A 22198-nucleotide genomic window follows, 5' to 3' on the forward strand; every position below is an offset into this window, starting at 1 on the left:
CGAGCAGCGCGAGAGCGCGAAGGCGGCGCACCACGCGGAGCGCGAGCGCAACGGCCGGCCCAAGCGGTCGATCGACGAGCTGCGCGAGATCGCGCGGCGGGGCGCGGAGCTGCTGCACGGCGCGGGCACGCCCGGCGTCGAGGGTGCCACGCGTCCGGAGGCGACGGCCGAGGAGGTCATCGCCTGGGCGGCACGCGAGTTCGGGACGTCCGTCGCGGTCGCGTGCTCCATGGCCGACGCCGTGCTCCCCCACGTCGTGGCGGCGCAGGTCCCCTGGGTCGACGTCCTGTTCCTCGACACGGGCTACCACTTCGCCGAGACGGTCGGGACGCGCGACGCCGTCGAGCAGCAGATGGACGTGACGATCGTCGACGTCCGTCCCGAGCTCACGGTCGCCCAGCAGGACGCGGCGCACGGCAAGGACCTGTTCGGGCGAGACCCGGCGCTGTGCTGCCAGATGCGCAAGGTCGAGCCGCTGCACCGCACGCTCGCGGGCTACGAGGTGTGGGTCACGGGCGTGCGCCGCGACGAGGCGCCGACCCGGACGAGCACCCCGCTCGTGACGTTCGACGAGAAGAACGGGCTCGTGAAGATCAACCCGCTCGCGGCCTGGTCGTTGGACGACCTGCTCGCGTACGCCGCGCGGCACCAGGTGATCCTCAACCCCCTGCTGAACGACGGCTACCCGTCGATCGGCTGCCAGCCGTGCACCCGGCGCGTCGCGCCGGGCGAGGACCCGAGGGCCGGCCGCTGGGCGGGGCTCGACAAGACAGAGTGCGGACTCCACGTATGAGGACGGGCATGACGACCATCGACCTGACGACCGACGCACCGGGCTCCCCCGCCGGTGCTCCCGCCGGCGCCTCCGTAGAGGCTGCGCCGGTCCCCGCCACGGCGCTGCCCGGCGGGCGCCGCCTCGCGCAGCTCGACGCGCTCGAGAGCGAGGGCATCCACATCATCCGCGAGGTCGTCGCCGAGTTCGAGCGGCCCGTGCTGCTGTTCAGCGGCGGCAAGGACTCGGTGGTGATGCTGCACCTCGCGGTCAAGGCGTTCGCGCCCGGCCCGGTGCCGTTCCCCGTGCTCCACGTGGACACCGGCCACAACTTCCCCGAGGTGCTCGCCTACCGCGACGCGACCGCGCAGCGCCTCGGCCTGCGCCTCGAGGTCGCGAGCGTGCAGGACTACCTCGACGACGGACGCCTGCGCGAGCGCGCCGACGGGACGCGCAACCCCCTCCAGACGCAGCCGCTGCTCGACGCGATCTCGGGCCACCGGTTCGACGCCGTGTTCGGCGGCGGCCGTCGCGACGAGGAGAAGGCGCGCGCCAAGGAGCGCGTGTTCTCGCTGCGCGACGAGTTCGGCCAGTGGGACCCGCGCAACCAGCGCCCGGAGCTGTGGAACCTTTACAACGGGCGCCACCGGCCGGGCGAGCACGTGCGCGTGTTCCCGTTGTCGAACTGGACCGAGCTCGACGTCTGGCGCTACATCGCGCGCGAGCGGATCGAGCTCCCCGAGCTCTACTACGCGCACGAGCGCGAGGTGTTCGACCGCGACGGGATGCTGCTCGCCGTCGGGCCGTACTCGGAGCCCCGCACGGACGCCGAGACCGCGTCCCTGCGGACGGAGACCGTGCGCTACCGGACCGTCGGCGACATGTCGTGCACCGGCGCCGTGCGCTCGGACGCGACGGGCGTCGAGGACGTCATCGCGGAGGTCGCCGCGACGCGCATCACCGAGCGCGGCGCGACCCGCGCCGACGACCGCCTCTCCGAGGCCGCCATGGAGGACCGCAAGAAGGAGGGGTACTTCTGATGGGCACCCAGACCAGCACCGGCGCCATCGCCGACGACGCGGCGCTGCCGCTCGACGACGCGCGCCGCGGGACGCTGCTGCGCCTCGCGACGGCGGGTTCCGTCGACGACGGCAAGTCCACGCTCGTGGGCCGCCTGCTCTTCGACTCGAAGTCCGTGCTCGCCGACCAGCTCGACGCCGTCGAGCGCGTCTCGCGCGACCGCGGCCTCGAGTCGGCCGACCTCGCGCTGCTCACCGACGGGCTGCGCGCCGAGCGCGAGCAGGGCATCACGATCGACGTGGCGTACCGGTACTTCGCCACGGCGCGCCGGTCGTTCATCCTCGCCGACTGCCCCGGGCACGTGCAGTACACGCGCAACACCGTCACGGGCGCGTCGACCGCGGACGTCGTCGTGCTGCTCATCGACGCGCGCAAGGGGCTGCTCGAGCAGACACGCCGCCACCTCGCGGTCGCGAGCCTCCTGCGCGTGCCGCACGTGGTCGTCGCGGTCAACAAGATCGACCTCGTCGACTACAGCGAGGCCCGGTACGAGGAGCTCGCGGCGGACATCCGCGCGGCCGCGACGTCGCTCGGCGTCGGCGACGTGCACACGCTCCCCGTGTCCGCGCTGGTGGGCGACAACGTGGTGGACCGGGCGAGCGCCAACACGCCCTGGTACGACGGCCCGAGCCTGCTCGAGCTGCTCGAGGAGCTCCCGACGGGCGACGACCCGGAGACCGAGGCGTTCCGCTTCCCCGTCCAGGTCGTCATCCGCCCGCAGGCCGCGGCCGACGAGCGCTACCGCGACTACCGCGGCTACGCCGGCCAGGTGGCGTCGGGCGTCGTGACGGTCGGCGACGAGGTCGTGGTGCTGCCGTCCGGTCGCCGCACGACCGTCGTCGGGATCGACACGGCCGACTCGCTCGCGTCCGGCGAGGAGCTCACGGAGGCGTTCGCGCCGCAGTCCGTGACGATCCGCCTCGCGGACGACGTCGACGTCGCGCGCGGCGACCTCATCGCGTCGGCCGCGGAGGCCCCCGAGGTCACGCAGGACGTCGAGGGCACCGTCGCGTGGCTCAGCGACCGCCCGCTCCTGCCCGGCGCGCGCGTGCTGCTCAAGCACACGACGCGCACGGTGCAGGCCGTGGTGCGCGACGTCGTCGGGCGGCTCGACCTCGACACCGCCGAGCTCGAGCCCGCCGAGCGCCTCGACCTCAACGACATCGGTCGCGTGACGCTGCGGCTCGCGTCGCCCGTCGCCGCCGAGGAGTACGTCGTCGCCCGGCGCACGGGCGCGTTCCTGCTCGTCGACGGCCAGGACGGCGGCACGCTCGCCGCCGGCATGGTCGGCGACGCGCTCGCCGCCGCCCGCCGCCCGGCGTCCCGGCCCGGCTCGTACGCGATCTAGGCTGGCGACCGTGACCGCACCCGAGCACGAGACGTACCCCCTGGGCCTGCGTCTCGACGGCCGCCGGACCGTCGTGGTCGGCGGCGGTCCCGTCGCCGCCCGCCGCACGCGCGGCCTCCTCGACGCGGGCGCCGTCGTGACGGTCGTCGCGCCGTTCGTGTGCGAGGACCTCGCGGAACTGCTCGCGGTCCACGGGACCGAGGACGCGGGGGGCGCCCACGGGCACGCGGCCGCGCCCCGGGACCGCGGCGCGCGGCTGTCGTGGGTGCGGCGCGACTACCTCACGGGCGACCTCGACGGCGCGTGGCTCGTCCACACCGCGACCGGCGACCCGCACGTGGACGCCGAGGTCGCGGCCGACGCCGAGGCCGACCGGGTCTTCTGCGTCGCCGCGGGTGACGCAGACCTCGCGACCGCGTGGGTGCCCGCCGTGGCGCGCACGCGCGTCCCGAGCACGGCTCCGGGTGACGTTGCGGGCGGTCCGGCTCGCGACGACTCGCTCGGCCAGACCGCAGAGGTCACGGTGTCGGTCAACGCGGGCCGGGACCCACGGCGCGCCCAGCGCGTGCGCGACGCCGTCGCCGCGCTGCTCGAGGCGGGCGAGCTCCCGCTCCGCGCCGTGCGCCCGGCGCGGGTGCGTTCAGCAGCCGACGACGACGCCCACCTCGCCGGCGCCGTCTCCGGACCGCTCGTACGGCCGCTCGGGACGGTCGCGCTCGTCGGGGGCGGCCCCGGCGACACCGGACTGATCTCGGTGCGGGGACGCCGCCTCCTCGCCGAGGCGGACCTCGTCGTGGTCGACCGGCTCGGGCCACGCGGCCTGCTCGCCGAGCTCGGCGACGACGTCGAGGTCGTGGACGTCGGCAAGACGCCGGGGCACCACCCGGTGCCGCAGGCGGAGATCAACCGGATCCTCGTGCACCACGCCCTCGTCGGGCGGCGGGTCGTGCGGCTCAAGGGCGGCGACCCGTACGTGTTCGGGCGCGGCGGCGAGGAGCTCGACGCGTGCCGCGAGCACGGCATCCCGGTGGAGGTCGTGCCGGGCGTGACGAGCGCCGTCTCCGTCCCCGCCGCCGCGGGCATCCCGGTGACGCACCGCGGCCTGTCGCGCGGGTTCACCGTGCTCACCGGGCACGAGGACGTCGGCAAGGTCCCCGCCGCGAGCGACCACACGGTCGTCCTGCTCATGGGCGTCTCGCGGCTCGCGGAGACGGCGGCCGCGCTCGTCGCGCAGGGCCGCTCGCCGCAGACGCCCGTCGCGGTCGTCGAGGACGGCTACGGCCCGCGCCAGCGGACCACCGTCGGCACCCTCGCGACCATCGCCGACCGCGCCCGCGACGCGGGCGTCCGCCCCCCGGCGGTCACGGTCGTGGGCGACGTCGTCACCCTCTCCCCCGCCTGGCCACCCACCCCCTGAAGCTGTGGGCATGAGATGGGCCCGGTTCTCGGTCGAGAACCGGGCCCATCTCATGCCCACAACGCTTCGGGGCTACAGGAGGCGGCGCTGGGCCGCCCAGCGGGTGAGCTCGTGGCGGGACGAGAGCTGGAGCTTGCGCAGCACGGCGGAGACGTGGGTCTCGACCGTCTTGATCGAGATGAACAGCTCGGACGCGACCTCGCGATAGGTGTACCCGCGCGCGATGAGGCGCATGACCTCCTGCTCGCGGGCCGAGAGCCGGTCGAGCTCGTCGTCGCGCACCGCGACGTCGCCCGCGCCCGTCCCGAACGCGTCGAGCACGAAGCCCGCGAGCCGCGGGGAGAAGACCGCGTCGCCGCCCGCGACCTGCCCGACGGCGGCAGACAGGTCCGGGCCGGAGATCGCCTTGGTCACGTACCCGCGTGCCCCGGCGCGGATGACCGCGACGACGTCCTCCGCGGCGTCCGACACGGACAACGCGAGGAACCGCACGTCGCCGAGCACGTCCGCGCAGCGCTGGATGACCTCCGCGCCGCCGCCCCCGTTCCCACCGGGCAGGTGCACGTCGAGCAGCACGACCGGGGGACGGAGCTCGTGCACGCGCGCGACCGCCGACCCGACGTCGTCCGCCTCCCCCACGACCGTGACGAGCGCGGGGTCGAGGCTCGCGCGCACGCCCGCCCGGAACATGTGATGGTCGTCGACGAGCACCACCGGGACAGGACCGGTCGCGGGGTCGCCGGCGGCCGGTGTGCTGGGGATGGTCGTCACGGGGTCTCCTGGTTCGACGGTGAGTTCGACGGTGAGCTCGCCGGGGTCCCCGACGGCGGGCGGGCGGGCTCGGGCTCCGCCACGGCGCGCGGCACGCGCAACCGTACCTCCGTGCCCCATCCCGGCCTGCTGATGATCTCGGCCTTCCCGCCGCGACGCTGGACCCGTCCGAGGATCGACTCCCGCACGCCGAACCGGTCGGGCGCGACGTCGTCCATGTCGAAGCCGTCCCCGCGGTCGCGCACGAAGACCTCGACGGCCGCGTCGCTCACCTCGAGGTAGACCGAGTAGGGCGGCCCGCCGTGGGCGACGGCGTTGACGAGCGCCTCCCGCGTCGCCTGGAGCAGCGCCGCGGTCTCCTGGGTGGGGGTGCAGTCGCCCACCACGACGACGTCCACCACGACGGGCCCGGGGTCGGTCTCTCCGGCCGTCCCGCCGGACGCGCCGACGGGCGCTCCGATGGGCTCGGCGCGGCGGCCCACGCGCCCGTCCTCGACCTCGGCGACCAGCCCGCGCAGCTCGGCGGCGAGCGACGTCCCGGGCGAGGGCCGGTCGTCGTAGAGCCACTCGCGCAGCTCACGCTCCTGGGCGCGGGCGAGGCGCGCGACGGTGTCGGCGTCGGACGACCGCGCGCGGATGAGCGCGAGCGTCTGGAGCACGGAGTCGTGCAGGTGCGCCGCGATGTCGGCGCGCTCCGCCTCGCGGGCGCGCGCGGCGCGCTCGTCGCCGAGCTCGCGCACGAGCTTGAGCCACCACGGGGCGAGCACGATCGCGACGCCGCCGAGCACGGCGACCGCCGCGACCGCCGCGCGGACGATCTGGGTGGGTCGCGCGTCCTGCCCCACGAGGAGGACGATGCCCACGAGCACGAGCACGACGCCGCCCGCGATGCGGAGGACCCCGGCGGGCGTGCGCCCGCCGGCCCGCGTGAGCAGCCGACCGCGCTCGACGGCGTCGAGCTGGCTCCACGCGAGCGCCGCGCCCGCGAGCGCGATGAGGACCGGGATCACCCACGACACCTCGACGTCGATGCCCGTGCGCAGCGCCACGAGCAGCGCGGCGCCGCCCAGCAGGACGACGCCGATCGCGACGTCGCGCACGGGGAGCCGACGCACGCTGCCCTGGAGCCGCGGCGCGAGGCGTGACAGGGACGCCGGGCGCAGCTCGTCGCGCGCCGCGGCCGGGTCGCCGGACGGCACCGTGAGCCACCAGAACACGTAGAGCGCGACGCCGGCGCCGCCCGCGAGCCCGAGGAACGCCATCACGAGGCGCACGACCCCGACGCTCACGCCCAGGTGCGCCGCGAGCCCCGCGCACACGCCGGCCACCCACCGGCCGCGCTCGGGGCGGCGCAGCGGCAGGTCACGCGGCCGGGCGCCGTTCGGCGCGCCGGGCCGCGGGCCGGGGCGGGCAGGAGTCGTCACCCCCCGATCGTCACACGTCCCGGGCGCCCGGAGCGCCCCCGGACGGGGAAACCAGGGTCGCGCGGCGGCCGGTTCAGGGTCGGGTCAGGGTGGCACCCGATACCGGCGGCGGCACTCCGGGACCAGCATGGTGGTCATGAGCACTCCCGACCTTCCCGGACCCGGCCCCCAGCCCGGGCCCTCCGGCGCCGCCGCCGACGCGTCCGGCGCGCAGCCGGGCACCGTCCCTCCCGGGGCGAGCGGTCCCGACCCGGCGGGCTCCGGCCCCTCCGGCCCGACCGCCCCCGGACAGAGCCCGCCGCAGGGCCCCCCGCAAGGCCCGCCGTACGGCACCGGTCAGGGCACGGCCCGGCCGAACGGCACCGACGGGTTCTTCGACGCCGTCCGCCGCGTGGGCATCTACCGGTCGGACGACCGGTGGATCGGCGGTGTCGCGTCGGGCGTCGCCGAGCGGTTCGGGATCGACCCGCTCATCGTGCGCGGGCTCCTCTTCGTGACGTTCTTCCTGTCGGGCGCCGGGCTCGTGCTCTACGGCGCGGCCTGGGCCCTGCTCCCGGAGCGCCGCGACGGGCGCATCCACCTCCAGGAGGCGTTCCGCGGCAACGTGGACGTCGCGCTGCTCGGCGCGGCCGCGTTCGTCGTCGTCGGGTTCTCCTGGGGCGGCGGCTGGTGGTCGTGGTGGGACGCGCTCCACCTGGGATGGCTGACCGGCCTGTTCTGGGTCGCGGCGTTCGTCACCGTGGCGGTCGTCGTGGTCTCCGCGCTCACGCAGCGCGGTCCGCGGGGGCCTCAGGGCGCGCCGTCGCAGGCGCCCCCGTGGGCGGGCGGCCCGGCGGCTCCCGGCACCGGTGGCCCCGGTACCCCCGGGTACGGCCCCGGCGGACCGGGCAAGGGTCCTGCCGGGCCTGGCTACGGTCCCGGCGGACCTGGCTACGGCCCTGGCGGAACGGGTTACGGTCCGGGCGCAGCCGGTGGCGGCCCCGCGCCGACCGACGCCCCGTGGGGCTCCCCCGGGACGCCGTCGGGCGCCGCGCCGTCAGGGCCCCAGGACCGGGTGACCTGGTCCGCCGAGGCGAGCCCGTACGCCTCGACCACGCCGGGCATCACCGCGCCACTCCCCCCGTACGCCCCGGGCGCACCGCTCGGCGCGACCGCCGCTCCGCCGCGGGCGCACCAAGGCCCACGGAACCCGTCCGCGCAGCAGCCCCCGAGGCCTCCGCGCGCGCCCCAGCCGCCGAAGCCCCCGCGCCCGCGTGGGCCAGGGGCGACCACGACGGGCATCGTGGTCGGCCTGAGCCTCCTGCTCGGCGCGTTCCTCCTGGTCGTCGAGCGCCAGGGCGAGCTGCCCTGGCCCGTGTTCCTCACCTGGGCGGGGCTGTCCGGGATCCTCGCGGGCCTCGCGATCGTCGTGAGCGGCCTGCGTGGGCGCACGAGCGGCGGCCTCGGATGGCTCGCGGTGCTCCTGCTGGTCGTCGCGCTCCCCGCGTCGGCGTGGCGGTCCGCACCGTTCACGTTCTTCCTCGACGACTCGGTGCGCACCGTCACGGACGGCACGCACCGTGTGACCGACCCGGACGTGGCCGAGGAGGGGTTCGGCGTGACGTTCGGCGACCCGACGATCGACCTCTCCGGGCTCGACCTGTCCGACGCGACCGGCGCCTCCCCCGTCGAGGTCCCGGTCCAGCTCGGCGCCGGGGACGCGACCGTCGTCGTGCCCGACGGCGTCCCGGTGCGCGCGGAGGTCCAGGTGCTCGCGGGGAACGCCCGGTGGCACGTCGACGGCGACCGGCAGGAGATCGGCGGCGTCAGCACGCGGCCGGTCACGTTCGACAACGACGAGGTCCAGTCCGGCGACGACCCGCTGCTCGTGCTGCGGGTCGAGGTCGGGGCCGGTCAGATCACGATCGAGGAGGACTGATGAACGACTCTGCACGCCGCGACGACGACACGCGGCCGCTCGGCGACGAGCTGTTCGACACCCCGCAGGTCGGCGCCGCGGAGGCGGCCGCCCACCCGACGGTGCCGCTGTCCACCGAGCCTGCGGCCACGGAGCCGCTCGCCGCGCCGTCGGTGTCCGAGCCGCGTCCCACGGAGCCCCTGCCCGCCGCGCGGGTGCGGGGCGGCGAGACCTCCGTCCTGGACGTGCCCGGACCAGCAGCCCCCGCGCACCCGCTCGCCGCCCCCGGTGGCCCGACGACGACCGGCCCGACCTCCGGCGCGGTCCCGTCCGCGGGACCGTCCCTGCCGGCGACGCCCACCTCGCCTGCCGCTCCCGCCGAACCCCCCTCGCCTGCCCGGCGCGGCCCCCGCGTCTCCACGATCGTGTGGGGCTTCGTCATCGTCGCGTTCGGCGTCGTCGTCCTCGCCGCCGCGCTCGGCGCGCGGGTCGACCTCGGGCTGGCCACGATCGTCGTGCTCGCCGCGGCGGGGCTCACGCTCGTGGTCGGGTCCATCGTCTCGGGGGCCCGGCGCCGACGAGGCTGAGAGCGGTCCGGTCCTCCTCCGCGGGGGCGACGACGAGCAGGTCCGCAGCGGGCCGAGACACGGCGAGGGGCCGTGGCACGTGTGCCACGGCCCCTCGTCGTGTCCGAGCGACGCCGCCCCGCACGCTCTCCCCGGTGCGACCCGGCGGGAACGGGTCCTCGGCGTCCGGACGGACGGCCGGGACGATCAGGGGGTGGGCTCGTCACCCCGACGCTCGGGCGGGGTGCCCGTGGGGCCGGTCGTGGGCGTCGTGGTGTCGGGCGACGCGGCCGGGGACGCGCCCGGGGCGGACGGGGTGCCCGTCCCCGGCGCGCCGGTCGGCTCGACCGGCGTCGCGGCCGCGCGGGCCTCCGCACCGGGAGTCGAGAGCGCGGACGTGCGACCCGGCGCCTCGACCGGGCGTGCCGGCTCCGGACGGACGGGCGGAGCCGTCGGCGAGGGTTCCGCGTGCGCGGGCGCGACGTGGCGCCCGGCGTCCGACAGGTCGCCTGACGACGTGTACGCCCCCGGCGTCTCGACGGCCACGCTCGGACCGCCCGCGAGCCGCCGCAGCGCGATGCCGACGAGGATGAACAGGATGCCGAGCCCCATGACCAGGGCGCACACCCCGAACGCGACGACGGACGTGAACAGCGACGCCCGCAGGAACGACGCCGTCATGACGGTCTGGCGGGTCGGGTCGTCCTGGTCGAGCTCGGCGTACGTCTGGCCGCCGCTCGCCTCGAGCGCGTGCTTGTTGATGACCTCGGCCTGCGCGTACGCGGTGAGCGGCCCGTTGACGTGGCGGCCCGCCAGGAACGACGCGTCGTCCGAGACGGTGATCTCCTCGGCGGAGAGCTGGTTCGCCACCACGATCCAGGTGCCGATGCCCGCGAGGAGGAGGACGATGCCGGCGACGATCGACACGAGGCCGATGCCCCGCGCCCCCTTGGCCGGAGTGACGGTGACGGTGCTCGACATGGCGCGTTCTCCCCTTCGTCAGGACCCACCTGCTGCCGCTCCGCGGGCGGTGACCCGCGGGCGCGGGACCGCCGCAGGGCGGTCGAACCACCCATACGGGACCCACGGTAGCGACGACGAGGACGGACCGCGCGGCGAACGCCCACCTCAGGGCGCCGCGCCGCGACCCGGGTCCGGGCGCGGGACAGGTGCGCGATCGGACCGGCCGCCGTCCGCCCACGCCGGGATGGGAGGATGCCGTCCGTGCGCATCACCCACCTGACCGACTGCTACCTGCCCCTGCTCGGCGGTATCGAGACCCAGGTCGCGCGCCTCGCGCAGCAGCAGGCGGCTGCCGGGCACGACGTCTCGGTGGTCTGCACGACCCCGGCTCGCCCCGGAACGCACGGCGTCTCGACCGAGCACGACGGGGACGTCACCGTCCACCGCCTCGCCGCGCGGTTCCCGGGCGGCTACCCCGTGCACCCGCGCGCGCCGCACCACGTGGCGCGGATCCTGCGCGCGGACCGGCCCGACGTCGTGCACCTCCACATGGGTGTCCTCACGCCCTCGACGCAGGCGTCGCTGCGCGCGGTGGTCCGGGCGGGGCTGCCCGCGGTGCTCACCGTGCACAGCGTCTGGGGCGGGGCGGAGAAGGCGTTTGCCGGGCTCGACCGCGTCGTGCGGTGGTCGCGCTGGCCCGTGCTGTGGTCGGCCGTGAGCGAGCTGACGGCGGCTCCCCTGCGCCGCATCGTCGGCGACCACGGCGAGGTCGTGGTGCTGCACAACGGCCTCGACCTCGACGCGTGGCGCGTGCCGCGCACCGAGCGCGCCGAGCGCATGGAGGGCTCCGCCGTCCACGTCGTGGCGGCGACGCGGTTCGCGCCGCGCAAGCGCGTGCTGCCGCTCCTCGAGGTCGTGCGCGACGCCGTCGCGCGCCTCCCCGAGGGCGCGCTCCACGTGACGCTCGCGGGGGACGGCCCCGAGCTGGCCGACGCACGGCGCTTCGTCGCCGAGCACGGGCTGGGGTCGGTCGTGTCGCTCCCCGGCCGCCTCGACGCGACGGGGCTCAAGCGGCTCTACGCGCGCGCCGACGTGTTCGCCGCGCCCGCCGTCGAGGAGGCGTTCGGGATCGCCGCGCTCGAGGGCCAGGCCGCCGGGCTCGCCGTCCTGACGCGCTCGCAGTCGGGCGTCGCGGAACGCCTCACGGACGGCGTCGACGCGCTCCTCGCGGACGACGACGACGGGCTCACCGACGCGCTCGTGCGGCTCGCGACCGAGGACGGTCTGCTCGACCAGATCGTCGCGCACAACCGCGACGTGCCGTCGTCCGCCGGCTGGCCGCGCGTGCTCGCCGACGTGGAGGCGGCATACGAACGGGCCGCGACGATCGCCGTGGATCGTCGGGCCCGTCCGTCCCGCTAGCGGGTCACTCCCACTCGATGGTGCCCGGGGGCTTGCTCGTCACGTCGAGGACGACCCGGTTGACCTCCGCGACCTCGTTGGTGATGCGCGTCGAGATGACGGACAGCACGTCGTAGGGCAGGCGCGTCCAGTCGGCCGTCATCGCGTCCTCGGACGATACGGGGCGCAGCACGATCGGGTGGCCGTAGGTGCGGCCGTCGCCCTGGACGCCGACCGAGCGCACGTCGGCGAGCAGCACGACCGGGCACTGCCAGATCTCGTTGTCGAGACCCGCCTTGGTCAGCTCCTCGCGCGCGATCGCGTCCGCGGCGCGCAGCGTCTCCAGGCGGTCCGCCGTGACCTCGCCGACGATGCGGATGCCGAGGCCCGGGCCGGGGAACGGCTGCCGCGCGACGATCTCCTCGGGCACGCCGAGCTCGCGGCCGACGGCGCGGACCTCGTCCTTGAACAGCGTCCGCAGCGGCTCGACGAGCGAGAACTGCAGGTCGTCGGGCAGGCCGCCGACGTTGTGGTGGCTCTTGATGTTCGCCGCGCCCTCGCCGCCGCCGGACTCGACGACGTCCGGGTACAGCGTGCCCTGGACGAGGAACTTGACCTCGGCACCGTGCTCGCCCGCGTCCTCGACGATCTGGCGCGCGGAGTCCTCGAACACGCGGATGAACTCGCGGCCGATGATCTTGCGCTTGGTCTCGGGGTCGCTGTGCCCGGCGAGCGCGGTGAGGAACCGCTCCTTCTCGTCCCGGATCACGAGCTTGACGCCCGTCGCCGCGACGAAGTCGCGCTCGATCTGCTCCACCTCGCCCGCGCGCATGAGCCCGTGGTCGACGTGCACGCACGTGAGCTGGTCGCCCACCGCGCGCTGGACGAGCGCCGCCGCGACCGCGGAGTCGACGCCGCCGGAGAGCGCGCAGATGACGCGCGCGTCGCCGACCTGGGCGCGGATCGCCGCGACCTGGTCCGCGATGACGTTGCCGGGCGTCCAGTCCGGGGCGAGCCCGGCGCCGTCGTACAGGAAGTGCTCCAGCACGGTCTGGCCGTGCGCGGAGTGCTTGACCTCGGGGTGCCACTGCACGCCGTAGAGGCGGCGCGTGGTGTCCTCGAACGCGGCGACGGGTGAGCCGGCCGATGTCGCGAGGACCTCGAAGCCCTCGGGCGCACGGTGCACCGCGTCGCCGTGGCTCATCCACGTGGTCTGGTTCTCGGGGGTCCCGTCGAGCAGCACGCCCGCGGCGCACACCTCGACCTCGGTGCCGCCGTACTCGCGCAGGCCCGTCTGGGCGACCTCGCCACCCAGCGCCTTGGCCATGGCCTGGAAGCCGTAGCAGATGCCCATGACGGGCACGCCGGCCGCGAACAGGGCCGGGTCGACGAACGGGGCGCCGGTCGCGTACACCGACGACGGCCCGCCGGAGAGGATGATCGCCACCGGGTCCTTGGCGAGCATCTGCTCGACCGTGAAGGTGTGCGGCACGATCTCGGAGTAGACCTTGGCCTCGCGCACGCGGCGCGCGATGAGCTGCGCGTACTGGGCGCCGAAGTCGACGACGAGCACGGGCCGCGGGGTCGCGGCGACCTCGGCGGTGGTGGGGGTTTCGGGAGCGGTGGCGGGTGACGTCACCGGTCCAGGATAGTCGCCGCCCGGCGCGGTCCCGTCCCGCGTCTCAGGCGTCGGTGCGCTCGGTGGCACGCTCAGCGGCTCGCTCGGCGACCCGCCCGCGCAGCGACCGGGCCGCGGCTTCCGGGTCCGGCGCCTGCGTGATCGCCCGCACGACGACGACGCGGGTCGCCCCGGCGTCGAGGACGGCGTCCAGCCGCTCCGCGTCGATCCCGCCGATCGCGAACCACGGGGTGCTGGGCCGCGTCGCGGCGACCGCGCGCAGCAGGTCGAGCCCGACGGCGGCACGCCCCGGCTTGGTCGGCGTCGCCCACAGCGGCCCGACGCAGAAGTAGTCGACGTCCGGGTCGGCCTCGGCGGCGGCCGCCTGGTCGGCCGAGTGCGTGGACCGGCCGACCACCGGTGCCGCGCCGAGCAGGGAGCGCACCGCGGGGACGGGCAGGTCGCCCTGGCCCATGTGCACCACGGGCGCGGCGGTCAGTCGTGCGACATCCGCCCGGTCGTTGACCGCCCACAGCGCACCGTGCTCCGTCGCGACCCGCGCGACGATCTCCTGGAGCTCGAGCTCGCGCGCCACGTCGAGCGTCTTGTCGCGGAGCTGGACCACGTCGACCCCGCCCGCGAGCGCCGCCCGCAGGAAGTCCTCGAGGTCGCCGCGCTCCTCGCGCGCGTCGGTACACAGGTAGAGGCGCGCGTCGGCGAGGCGGGCGCGCGCGACGTCCGGAGCCGCAGGCGCGGGAGCGGCGGGGGTGGCGAAGGTCTCGGGGCTCACCTGCCGGAGCCTAGCCGCGGCGTGCCCGGAGCAGGCGGTACTGTGGCCGACAGCACGGGAGCCCCGCACGGGGCTGAGAGGGCGTCGGAGCCGACCGTCGAACCTGATCTGGGTCATGCCAGCGAAGGGAGCGCGCATGCACACCCCTGTCCGTCCGGGGTCCCGCCCGCCGGGAGCCGGTCCTGTCGTGCCCGACGGCGCGCGTGACGTCGTCGTCGTGGGCGGCGGGATCGTGGGGCTCGCCGTCGCGTGGCGCGCGGCGCGCGCCGGGCTGACCGTCACGGTGCTCGACCCGACGCCGGGCGACGGCGCGACGCACGCCGCCGCCGGGATGCTCGCCCCGGTCACCGAGGCCGACTTCGGCGAGGACGACGCGCTGCGACTGCACCTCGCGGCCGCCGCGGCGTGGCCCGCGTTCGCCGCCGACCTGCGTGCCGCGACGGAGGCCGACGTCGGGCTGCGCACCGCGGGCACCCTCACCCTCGCGTACGACGCCGACGACCTCGCGCTGCTCCGGCGCGTCCTCGCCCTCCACGCGGCGCACGGCCTCGCGTCGCACGAGCTCACCGTCGCCGACGCGCGCCGGCGCGAGCCCTACCTCGGTCCGCGGGTCGCGGGCGCCGCCTGGGCCCCGGCCGACCACGCGGTCGACCCGCGCGCGACGCACGCCGCGCTGCTCGGCGCGCTCGGCGGCACCGGTGCGGGCTCCGGGCCGGGGACACTCGCGGGGGCGAACAGGGGTCCCGAGGTGCGCGCCGTCGTCGTGCGGGCATCGGCGACGCGGCTCGCGCTCGACCCGGCCGGGCGCGTCGTGGGCGTGCACGACGACGCGGGCCGGCTCCACGCGGCGGGTGCGGTCGTCGTCGCGGCGGGCTGGGAGTCGGGCGCGCTGCTCGCCGAGGTGCCGGGCGTCGTCGTGCCCACGCGGCCGGTCAAGGGGCAGACCCTGCGCCTCGACGCCGGGCCGGACCTCGCGCTCGAGCACGTGGTGCGCGGGGTCGTGCAGGGGCGGCCGGTGTACGTCGTGCCGCGCGACCCCGTCCCGGACGGGCAGGGTCACGGCTGCACGGGGCACCGCGAGGTGGTCGTCGGGGCGACCACCGAGGAGAACCCCGACGACCGCCGCGCGACCGCCGGCGGCGTCTTCGCCCTGCTGCGCGACGCGCGCGCCCTGCTGCCGGGGATCGACGAGGCCGCGCTCGTCGACGTCACGCCCCGGGCGCGCCCCGCGACCCCGGACAACCTGCCGCTCGTCGGTCCGACCGCCGTCCCCGGGCTGCACCTCGCAACCGGGCACGGGCGCAACGGCATCCTGCTCGCACCGCTCACCGCCGACGCGGTGGTCGCCGGCCTCACCGGCACCGCGCTCCCCGCCGACGCCGCCGCCGCCCTCTCCCCGACCCGCACCGACCGCTTCGCCGAACCCAGGGTTGTCCCCGGGTTCGCGTCAGATCCGGGGAACAACCCCGGGTTCGACGCCGGCCGGTCGGCCGCCTTCGCCACGACGACACCGAGGTGACCCGTGACCCCACACCCTCCGACCGCGCTCGTCAACGGCGAGCCGTACCCGCTCGACGCGCCCGTGCACCTCGAGCAGCTCGTCGCGGCGCTCGTCCCGGCGTACGTCGCCGACGGGACGCCGCAGGGCGTCGCCGTCGCCGTGGACGACGCCGTCGTGCCGCGCGGCTCCTGGGCGACGACCGTCGTCGCGCCCGGCGACCGCATCGAGATCGTGACCGCCGTCCAGGGCGGCTGAGGAGGACCCGTGACCACGACCGACAGCTCCCCCGCGACCGCGAACCGACCGACGGAGGGCGACGACCCGCTCGTCGTCGCCGGGACGACCATCGGGTCGCGCCTCGTCATGGGGACCGGCGGGGCGGCGAACCTGCTCACGCTCGAGGACGCGCTCGTCGCGTCCGGCACCGCGCTGACGACCGTCGCGATGCGCCGCGTCGCCGTGCGCGCCGGCGGCGACGCGAGCCCGGACGCCGGGATCTGGGCGCTCCTCGCGCGCCTCGGCATCCGGGCGCTGCCCAACACGGCCGGGTGCTTCTCCGTGCGCGAGGCCGTGCTCACGGCGCACCTCGCGCGGGAGGCGTGCGGCACCGAGTGGGTCAAGCTCGAGGTGATCGCCGACGACGTCACGCTCCTGCCCGACCCCGTCGGCCTCGTCGAGGCGGCCGACACGCTCGTGCGGGACGGGTTCGTCGTCCTGCCCTACACGAACGACGACCCGATCCTCGCGCGCCGGCTCGAGGACGTGGGGTGCGCCACCGTCATGCCCCTCGGCGCGCCGATCGGCACCGGGCTCGGCATCCTCAACCCCCGCAACATCGAGGCGATCGCGGCCGCCGCTCGCGTGCCGGTGATCCTCGACGCGGGGATCGGGACGTCGTCCGACGCCGCGCAGGCGATGGAGCTCGGGTGCGACGGCGTGCTGCTCGCCACGGCCGTCACGCGCGCCGCCGACCCTGTCCGCATGGCGCACGCGATGCGCCTTGCCGTCGAGTCGGGCCGCCTCGCCGCCGGTGCCGGTCGCATCCCCCGCCGCGAGGGCGCTCTCGCGAGCTCGTCACCGGACGGGCGCCTCGACCTCGCCCTCTGACGCCGGCCACCAGGCCGTCCCCGGGCCGGACGGGCCGCCCTGGCTCGTCCGCCGAGCCGGACGCGCGACGACCGTCCGGTCGGCACGCGGGCCGGCGCGCGCGAGCCCTCACGGCACCGGGCGCGGCCTAGGTGGCCGGGGAGGTCGCCGCGACGGCGTCGAGCAGGGCGGGGACCCCGCCGACCACGGAGCGGGCGTCGATCCCCGCGGCGCGCGCGACGTCGGCGACGCGGGCCGAGCGGGCGCCGACCGCGCACAGGACGAGCACCGTCCGGTCCGTCGGGAGGTCCGCGAGCGCCGCGGCGGGGTCGCCTCCGAGGAACGCGCCGCTCGGCACGAGCGTCGAGCCCGCGAGGGGTCGCACGCGCGCCTCCCAGTCCTCGCGCACGTCGAGCAGGAAGGGCGCAGCGTCGTCGTCGCCCAGCAGGGCCGCGGCGTCGTGCGCGGTGACGTCGCGCTCCCCCGCGACCGGCTTCGCGCCCGACGCCGCCGGGGCGAGCCCGCAGAACGCGGCGTAGGCGTCGTCGCCCGGCAGGAGCGCGGTGACGGGCTCGCGCGTCGGGTCGGCGCGCACGGTGAGCTGGCGCCACGAGAGGTCGAGCGCGTCGTAGACGGCGAGGCGGCCCAGCAGCGTGGTGCCGGCGCCGGTGACGAGCTTGATTGCCTCGGTCGCCATGACCGAGCCGAGGGTCCCGCACATCGCGCCGAACACCCCGCCGGTCGCGCAGTCGGGCGCGGCGCCGGGCGGCGGCGGCACGGGGAACACGTCGCGGTACGTGACACCGCGCGCCTCGCCGTCCCCGGGACCGGCGGGAGCCGCGCCGCCCGGGATCGGGACGTCGTCGGGCACCGCGAACCGCGGCGCGCCCCAGAAGACGCTCACCTGGCCCTGGAAGCGGTAGATCGAGCCCCAGACCACGGGCAGGCCGAGGACCTCGGCCGCGTCGGAGACGAGGTAGCGCGTAGGGAAGTTGTCGGAGCCGTCGAGCACGACGTCGTAGCCGCGCAGCACGTCGAGCGCGGTGTCGGCGTCGAGGCGCAGGGCGTGCTCGACGACGCGCACGTGCGGGTTGACGTCCGCGATGGCGTCGCGCGCGGAGTCGACCTTGCGGCGCCCGACGTCGGGCCCCCCGTGGATCACCTGGCGCTGGAGGTTGGACGTGTCGACGACGTCGTCGTCGACGATGCCGATCGTGCCGACGCCCGCGGCGGCGAGGTAGAGCAGCGCGGGGCTGCCGAGGCCGCCCGCGCCGACGACGAGCACGCGCGCGGCCGCGAGGCGACGCTGGCCCTCGGGCCCGACGCCGGGCAGCGCGAGGTGGCGCGCGTACCGCTCGAGCTCGGCGGTGGTCAGCTCGGGACCGGGCGCGACGAGGGGCGCGAGCGGGGGCGTCGTCATGACGCGTACTGCTCCTCCAGGACCGCGAGCTTGGCCTCGGCCTCGGCGTGCACCTTCTTCTCGAGGATGAACGACATGACCGGTACCACACCCGCGAACACCATCGTCGCGAGGCGGCCCCAGCCCCATCGCATCTTGGTCCACAGGTCGAGGACCGTGACGAGGTAGACGACGTAGATCCAGCCGTGCGCGAACGGGATCCAGGAGACGTACCGCATGATCCCGTCGACGTCGACGAACTGACCGACCCCGTACTTCACGAGCATCTCGACGCACAGGATGAGGAGCATCACACCGGTGATGATCGCGAGGACCCGGTAGCGGGCGAGCGCGCCGCGCGCCTTGCGGATCGCGGTGCGCGCCGCCTCCGTGCTCGGCGTCGCCACGTCGGCGGGCGCGTCGGTCGGGGTGGGCGTGGCCGGGTCCTGCGTGGTCATGGGAGTGGTCCTCGTTCCGGGCGAGACGGCCGCCGCGGTCCCTGCCGCGCGCGGTGGCGTGCGACGCGGTCGCAGCGGTTAAAGCGTCGCCGCGTGTCGGACGCCGAACCTAGGGTAGAACACCGTGCGACCCCTCCCTCTCCCCGACCCGGGGACCCCCGACCTGCGCGGACCGACGCGCTACCTGCTCTGGCTGGCCCGGCGCCAGTGGACCGTCCTGACCGCCTCGGTGCTGCTCGGGCTGGCGAACTTCGCGTGCCAGGCGTTCCAGCCGTACATGCTCGGCCGCGCGCTCGACGAGGGGCTCGCGGAGGGGTTCGGACCGGAGCTGTGGCGCTGGGCAGGGCTCTTGCTCGCGCTGGGCCTGGGGATCGTCGTCACGGGCGTGACGCAGCACCGGTTCGACATCGCGAACTGGCTCCGCTCCGCGCTCACCACGTCACAGCTCGTGGGCGACGTCACCGCGCGCTCCGGCGACGCGATCACGGAGGAGCTGCCCACGGGCGAGGTCGTGTCGACGGTCGCGAGCGACGCCATGCGCGTCGGCCAGCTCTTCTCGATGATGGGTCAGTTCCTCGGCGCGCTCGGCGCGTACGTCGTGGTGGCCGTCATCATGCTCTCGACGTCGCTCCAGCTCGGGCTCGTCGTCGTGCTGGGCCTGCCCGTGGTCGCGGCGGTGCTCGCGCTCCTCGTCAAGCCGCTGCAGCAGCGCCAGGCCGCGCAGCGCGAGGCGCAGGGCCGCCTCACGACGCTGGGCGCCGACACCGTCTCCGGCCTGCGCATCCTGCGCGGCATCGGTGGCGAGGGGGTGTTCGTCGGCCGGTACGCGCGGCAGTCGCAGAAGGTGCGCGAGACCGGCGTGAAGGTCGCGCACACGCAGGCCACGCTCGACGCCCTGCAGGTGCTCCTGCCGGGTCTCCTCGTCGTGCTCGTCGTCTACCTCGGCGCGACGGCGGCGCTGGCGGGCGACATCACGCCCGGGCAGCTCGTCGCGTTCTACGGGTACGCAGCGTTCCTCGGGTGGCCGCTCCAGGTCGCGACGCAGATGCTCAACATCGCCACGCGCGCCCACGTCGCGTCGCGCAAGATCGTGCGCGTCCTCGCGGTCGAGCCCGCCGCGGGCGCGACCCCGGCGACCGCGCCCATGCCGCCCGAGGGCAGCCCCCTCGTCGACGAGACGAGCGGCCTCGTCCTCGAGCCGGGCCGCGTCGTCGCGCTCGTCTCGGCGGACCCCGACGCGTCGGCGGCCGTCGCGACCCGCCTGGGCCGGTTCGACGACGCCGCGGAGGCCGCCACGCCCGTGCGGCTCGGCGGGACGCTCCTCGCCGACCTGGACAAGCACGCGCTCCGGCACCGGGTCGTGGTCGCCGAGGCGACGCCCCAGCTCTTCTCGGGCGTGCTGCGCGACGAGCTCGACCCGCGGGGCGCCGCGACGGAGGCGGACGTGCTCGCCGCCGTGCGGACCGCCGACGCCCACGACGTGCTCGACTCCGTCCCCGACGGCCTCGCGGGCGAGCTGCCCGAGAAGGGCCGCTCGCTCTCGGGCGGCCAGCGCCAGCGCGTCGCGCTCGCGCGCGCCCTGCTCACCGAGCCCGAGGTCCTCGTGCTCGTCGAGCCGACGAGCGCGGTGGACGCCCACACCGAGGCGCGGATCGCCGCGAGCCTCGCCGACGCCCGCCGCGGGCGCACGACGCTCGTCGTCACCGCGTCGCCGCTCGTGCTCGAGCACGTCGACGAGGTGCTGCTCCTCGAGAGCGGTCGCGTCACCGCGCGCGGCACGCACCGCGACCTCGTCGACCGCGCCCACGCCTCCGGCGCCGCGCCGGACGACGACGCGGCCCGCTACCTGCGCGTCGTCGGGCGCTCGCTCGACGAGTCGCCCGTCCTCGCCCGCACCGCACCTGAAGGAGGAGAGTCGTGAAGCTCCCCGTCGCCGACGGCCCTGCCGTCCGCGCCGCCGCCGGGCGGCTCTTCGCCCGCCACCGCGGCACGTTCGTGCTCATCGCCGTCCTCCACACCCTGGCCGCCGTCGCCGGGCTCGTCGGCCCGTGGCTGCTCGGCCGCCTCGTCGACGCCGTCACCGAGGGCACGACCTCGTCCTACGTGACGACCGTCGTCGCCGTCGGCGCCGGGGCCGTCGTCGCGCAGGCCGTGCTGCGCCGCTACGCGCAGCGGCTGTCCATGGTGTTCGGCGAGACGGTGTTCGCCGAGCTCCGCGAGGACCTCGTCGAGACGGTGACGTCGCTCCCCTTGTCGACCGTCGAGCGCGCGGGCACGGGCGACCTCGTCGCGCGCACGACCAACGACGTCGACCGGATCCAGCACGCGGTGCGCTTCGGCGTGCCGCAGCTCCTCGTAGCGGTCGTGACGCTCGTCCTCACGGTCGTGGCGTCGGTCGTCGTCGCGCCGCTCGTCGCGATCGCGCTGTTCGTCGGCGTCCCGCTGCTCGTCGTCGTCTCGCGCTGGTACCTCAAGCGCGCGTCGGCGGGCTACCAGCGCGAGGCCGCCGCGTACGCGACGCTCAACGGGACCATCACGGAGAACGTCGAGGGCGCTCGCACCGTCGACGCGCTCTCGCTCACCGAGCGGCGCAAGGCCCGCGTGCGCGCCGACCTCACGGAGGCGTTCGAGTCCGAGAAGTACACGCTCGGGCTGCGCACCGTGCTGTTCCCGGGCATCGACCTCGCGATCGCGATCGCACCGGTCGCGGCGCTCGTGTGGGGCGCGTGGCTGCTGTCGCAGGGCCAGACGACGCTCGGCGCGGTCGCCACGGTGACGACGTACGCGTTCCAGCTCGCCGGGCCGGTGTGGAACCTCATCTTCTGGCTCGACGAGATCCAGGTCGCCGCCGCGAGCTACGCGCGCATCGTCGGCGTCGCGCAGGTCCCCGGCGACCGCACCGCGACGGGCGACGTGCCCGACGGCGACCGGCTCGTCGCACGCGACGTCGAGTACGCCTACCGCGAGGGCCACCCCGTGCTGCACGGCGTCTCGCTCGACCTCGAGCCGGGCGAGCGGCTCGCGGTCGTCGGCCCGTCGGGCGCGGGCAAGTCCACGCTCGGGCGCATGCTCGCGGGCATCCACCCGCCGACGGCGGGGTCGGTCCGCTCCGGCGGGGTGCGGCTCGTCGACCTGCCGCTCGAGGACCTGCGCCGCGAGGTCGCGCTCGTCACCCAGGAGCACCACGTGTTCGTGGGCACGCTCGCGGACAACCTGCGGCTCGCGAAGGTCGACGCGAGCGAGGCCGAGCTCCACGACGCCCTCGACGCCGTGGACGCGCGCGGCTGGGCCGAGTCGCTGCCGGACAGGCTGGAGACGACCGTCGGGTCGGGCGGGCACGTGCTCACGCCCGCGCAGGCGCAGCAGGTCGCGCTCGCGCGGCTCGTGCTCCTCGACCCGCACACGCTCGTGCTCGACGAGGCGACGTCGCTCCTCGACCCGCGCGCGGCCCGGCACCTCGAGCGCTCGCTCGACGCCGTGCTCGCGGGCCGGACCGTCGTCGCGATCGCGCACCGCCTGCACACCGCCCACGACGCCGACCGCGTCGCGGTGGTCGACGGCGGCCGCATCAGCGAGATCGGCCCGCACGACGAGCTCGTCGCGGCGGGCGGCGACTACGCGCGCCTCTGGCACTCCTGGCAGCAGGAGTAGTGGCCGGACGCACCGGTGCCCGGCCGTCGCGGAGGCGACGACCGGGCACCGGTGCC

At 76.1% G+C, this 22198-nt stretch carries 19 protein-coding genes and 1 riboswitch; of the genes, 12 read left to right on the top strand and 7 right to left on the bottom strand.

All coding sequences use genetic code 11. The features are described from left to right. Window positions 1-70 precede the first annotated feature (70 nt). The 4 genes from ACFVN3_RS17235 to cobA are packed head-to-tail and all read left to right on the top strand — an operon-like array spanning window position 71 to window position 4617. Window positions 71-793, top strand: coding sequence for a phosphoadenylyl-sulfate reductase (locus tag ACFVN3_RS17235; RefSeq protein ID WP_378234220.1), 723 nt, complete (start codon window positions 71-73; stop codon window positions 791-793). 8 nt (window positions 794-801) lie between these two features. Next, window positions 802-1812, top strand: coding sequence for a sulfate adenylyltransferase subunit CysD (gene cysD / locus ACFVN3_RS17240; RefSeq protein WP_378234166.1), 1011 nt, complete (start codon window positions 802-804; stop codon window positions 1810-1812). Beyond that, entirely contained in the window at window positions 1812-3200 is a 1389-nt protein-coding gene (locus ACFVN3_RS17245) for a sulfate adenylyltransferase subunit 1 (protein WP_378234167.1), read from the top strand. Before cysD ends, ACFVN3_RS17245 begins: the two co-directional genes overlap by 1 nt. Before the next feature lie 10 nt (window positions 3201-3210). Next, window positions 3211-4617, top strand: a complete 1407-nt coding sequence (gene cobA / locus ACFVN3_RS17250) for a uroporphyrinogen-III C-methyltransferase (protein WP_378234168.1) — start codon at window positions 3211-3213, stop codon at window positions 4615-4617. A gap of 72 nt (window positions 4618-4689) precedes the next feature. On the opposite strand, the gene ACFVN3_RS17255 is transcribed toward cobA, so the two are convergent. Further along, a complete protein-coding gene (locus ACFVN3_RS17255; protein WP_378234169.1) occupies window positions 4690-5388 on the bottom strand; it encodes a LuxR C-terminal-related transcriptional regulator in 699 nt (232 codons plus the stop codon). Beyond that, window positions 5385-6812: a PspC domain-containing protein gene (locus ACFVN3_RS17260; protein WP_378234170.1), complete on the bottom strand. Its 1428-nt coding sequence runs from the start codon at window positions 6810-6812 to the stop codon at window positions 5385-5387. The genes ACFVN3_RS17255 and ACFVN3_RS17260 overlap by 4 nt, the downstream gene beginning before the upstream one ends. Window positions 6813-6948: 136 nt before the next feature. On the opposite strand from ACFVN3_RS17260, the gene ACFVN3_RS17265 reads away from it, so the two are divergent. Both ACFVN3_RS17265 and ACFVN3_RS17270 read left to right on the top strand, forming a co-directional pair. Continuing rightward, entirely contained in the window at window positions 6949-8730 is a 1782-nt protein-coding gene (locus ACFVN3_RS17265) for a PspC domain-containing protein (RefSeq protein WP_378234171.1), read from the top strand. Next, window positions 8730-9296 carry a hypothetical protein gene (locus tag ACFVN3_RS17270; protein WP_378234172.1) on the top strand — a complete coding sequence of 189 codons (567 nt, stop codon included), beginning with the start codon at window positions 8730-8732 and terminating at the stop codon, window positions 9294-9296. The genes ACFVN3_RS17265 and ACFVN3_RS17270 overlap by 1 nt, the downstream gene beginning before the upstream one ends. 186 nt (window positions 9297-9482) lie before the next feature. Here ACFVN3_RS17270 and ACFVN3_RS17275 read toward each other — a convergent pair whose 3' ends face one another. Beyond that, on the bottom strand, window positions 9483-10256 hold the full coding sequence (locus ACFVN3_RS17275; protein WP_378234173.1) for a hypothetical protein: 774 nt from the start codon (window positions 10254-10256) through the stop codon (window positions 9483-9485). 243 nt (window positions 10257-10499) lie between these two features. Here ACFVN3_RS17275 and ACFVN3_RS17280 point away from each other — a divergent pair, with 243 nt between their 5' ends. After that, a complete protein-coding gene (locus tag ACFVN3_RS17280) occupies window positions 10500-11660 on the top strand; it encodes a glycosyltransferase family 4 protein (protein ID WP_378234174.1) in 1161 nt (386 codons plus the stop codon). Between the two features lie 4 nt (window positions 11661-11664). On the opposite strand, the gene guaA is transcribed toward ACFVN3_RS17280, so the two are convergent. Beyond that, window positions 11665-13278: a glutamine-hydrolyzing GMP synthase gene (guaA, locus tag ACFVN3_RS17285; protein WP_378234175.1), complete on the bottom strand. Its 1614-nt coding sequence runs from the start codon at window positions 13276-13278 to the stop codon at window positions 11665-11667. A gap of 43 nt (window positions 13279-13321) precedes the next feature. Then, window positions 13322-14047: a thiamine phosphate synthase gene (gene thiE / locus ACFVN3_RS17290; RefSeq protein ID WP_378234176.1), complete on the bottom strand. Its 726-nt coding sequence runs from the start codon at window positions 14045-14047 to the stop codon at window positions 13322-13324. 52 nt (window positions 14048-14099) lie between these two features. After that, window positions 14100-14179: riboswitch (TPP riboswitch) on the top strand. Window positions 14180-14183: 4 nt separating this feature from the next. On the opposite strand from thiE, the gene thiO reads away from it, so the two are divergent. The 3 genes from thiO (at window position 14184) to ACFVN3_RS17305 (ending at window position 16655) form a co-directional block, all read left to right on the top strand. Beyond that, window positions 14184-15566, top strand: coding sequence for a glycine oxidase ThiO (gene thiO, locus ACFVN3_RS17295; RefSeq protein WP_378234177.1), 1383 nt, complete (start codon window positions 14184-14186; stop codon window positions 15564-15566). Window positions 15567-15569: 3 nt separating this feature from the next. Beyond that, on the top strand, window positions 15570-15803 hold the full coding sequence (thiS, locus tag ACFVN3_RS17300; protein ID WP_378234178.1) for a sulfur carrier protein ThiS: 234 nt from the start codon (window positions 15570-15572) through the stop codon (window positions 15801-15803). Window positions 15804-15911: 108 nt separating this feature from the next. Further along, complete coding sequence (locus ACFVN3_RS17305; protein WP_378234221.1) at window positions 15912-16655, top strand: thiazole synthase; 744 nt, start codon at window positions 15912-15914, stop codon at window positions 16653-16655. A gap of 127 nt (window positions 16656-16782) precedes the next feature. On the opposite strand, the gene ACFVN3_RS17310 is transcribed toward ACFVN3_RS17305, so the two are convergent. Both ACFVN3_RS17310 and ACFVN3_RS17315 read right to left on the bottom strand, forming a co-directional pair. Next, window positions 16783-18054: a ThiF family adenylyltransferase gene (locus ACFVN3_RS17310; RefSeq protein WP_378234179.1), complete on the bottom strand. Its 1272-nt coding sequence runs from the start codon at window positions 18052-18054 to the stop codon at window positions 16783-16785. Then, window positions 18051-18491 carry a DUF3817 domain-containing protein gene (locus ACFVN3_RS17315; RefSeq protein WP_141388527.1) on the bottom strand — a complete coding sequence of 147 codons (441 nt, stop codon included), beginning with the start codon at window positions 18489-18491 and terminating at the stop codon, window positions 18051-18053. Before ACFVN3_RS17315 ends, ACFVN3_RS17310 begins: the two co-directional genes overlap by 4 nt. Before the next feature lie 124 nt (window positions 18492-18615). Here ACFVN3_RS17315 and ACFVN3_RS17320 point away from each other — a divergent pair, with 124 nt between their 5' ends. Beyond that, window positions 18616-20412, top strand: a complete 1797-nt coding sequence (locus ACFVN3_RS17320; protein WP_378234180.1) for an ABC transporter transmembrane domain-containing protein — start codon at window positions 18616-18618, stop codon at window positions 20410-20412. Further along, window positions 20409-22142 carry an ABC transporter ATP-binding protein gene (locus ACFVN3_RS17325; RefSeq protein WP_378234181.1) on the top strand — a complete coding sequence of 578 codons (1734 nt, stop codon included), beginning with the start codon at window positions 20409-20411 and terminating at the stop codon, window positions 22140-22142. The genes ACFVN3_RS17320 and ACFVN3_RS17325 overlap by 4 nt, the downstream gene beginning before the upstream one ends. Window positions 22143-22198: the final 56 nt, after the last annotated feature.

This window comes from Cellulosimicrobium sp. NPDC057862, assembly GCF_042797035.1.
GTDB lineage: Bacteria > Actinomycetota > Actinomycetes > Actinomycetales > Cellulomonadaceae > Cellulosimicrobium.

Excerpts from the sequence above, each read along its gene's own strand:
- ACFVN3_RS17265 (WP_378234171.1), top strand. The coding sequence starts at position 6,949 with ATGAGCACTCCCGACCTTCCCGGACCCGGCCCCCAGCCCGGGCCCTCC.
- ACFVN3_RS17315 (WP_141388527.1), bottom strand. The coding sequence starts at position 18,491 with ATGACCACGCAGGACCCGGCCACGCCCACCCCGACCGACGCGCCCGCC.
- ACFVN3_RS17275 (WP_378234173.1), bottom strand. The coding sequence starts at position 10,256 with ATGTCGAGCACCGTCACCGTCACTCCGGCCAAGGGGGCGCGGGGCATC.
- ACFVN3_RS17310 (WP_378234179.1), bottom strand. The coding sequence starts at position 18,054 with ATGACGACGCCCCCGCTCGCGCCCCTCGTCGCGCCCGGTCCCGAGCTG.
- ACFVN3_RS17305 (WP_378234221.1), top strand. The coding sequence starts at position 15,912 with ATGGGGACCGGCGGGGCGGCGAACCTGCTCACGCTCGAGGACGCGCTC.
- cysD (WP_378234166.1), top strand. The coding sequence starts at position 802 with ATGACGACCATCGACCTGACGACCGACGCACCGGGCTCCCCCGCCGGT.
- thiO (WP_378234177.1), top strand. The coding sequence starts at position 14,184 with ATGCACACCCCTGTCCGTCCGGGGTCCCGCCCGCCGGGAGCCGGTCCT.
- ACFVN3_RS17270 (WP_378234172.1), top strand. The coding sequence starts at position 8,730 with ATGAACGACTCTGCACGCCGCGACGACGACACGCGGCCGCTCGGCGAC.
- ACFVN3_RS17245 (WP_378234167.1), top strand. The coding sequence starts at position 1,812 with ATGGGCACCCAGACCAGCACCGGCGCCATCGCCGACGACGCGGCGCTG.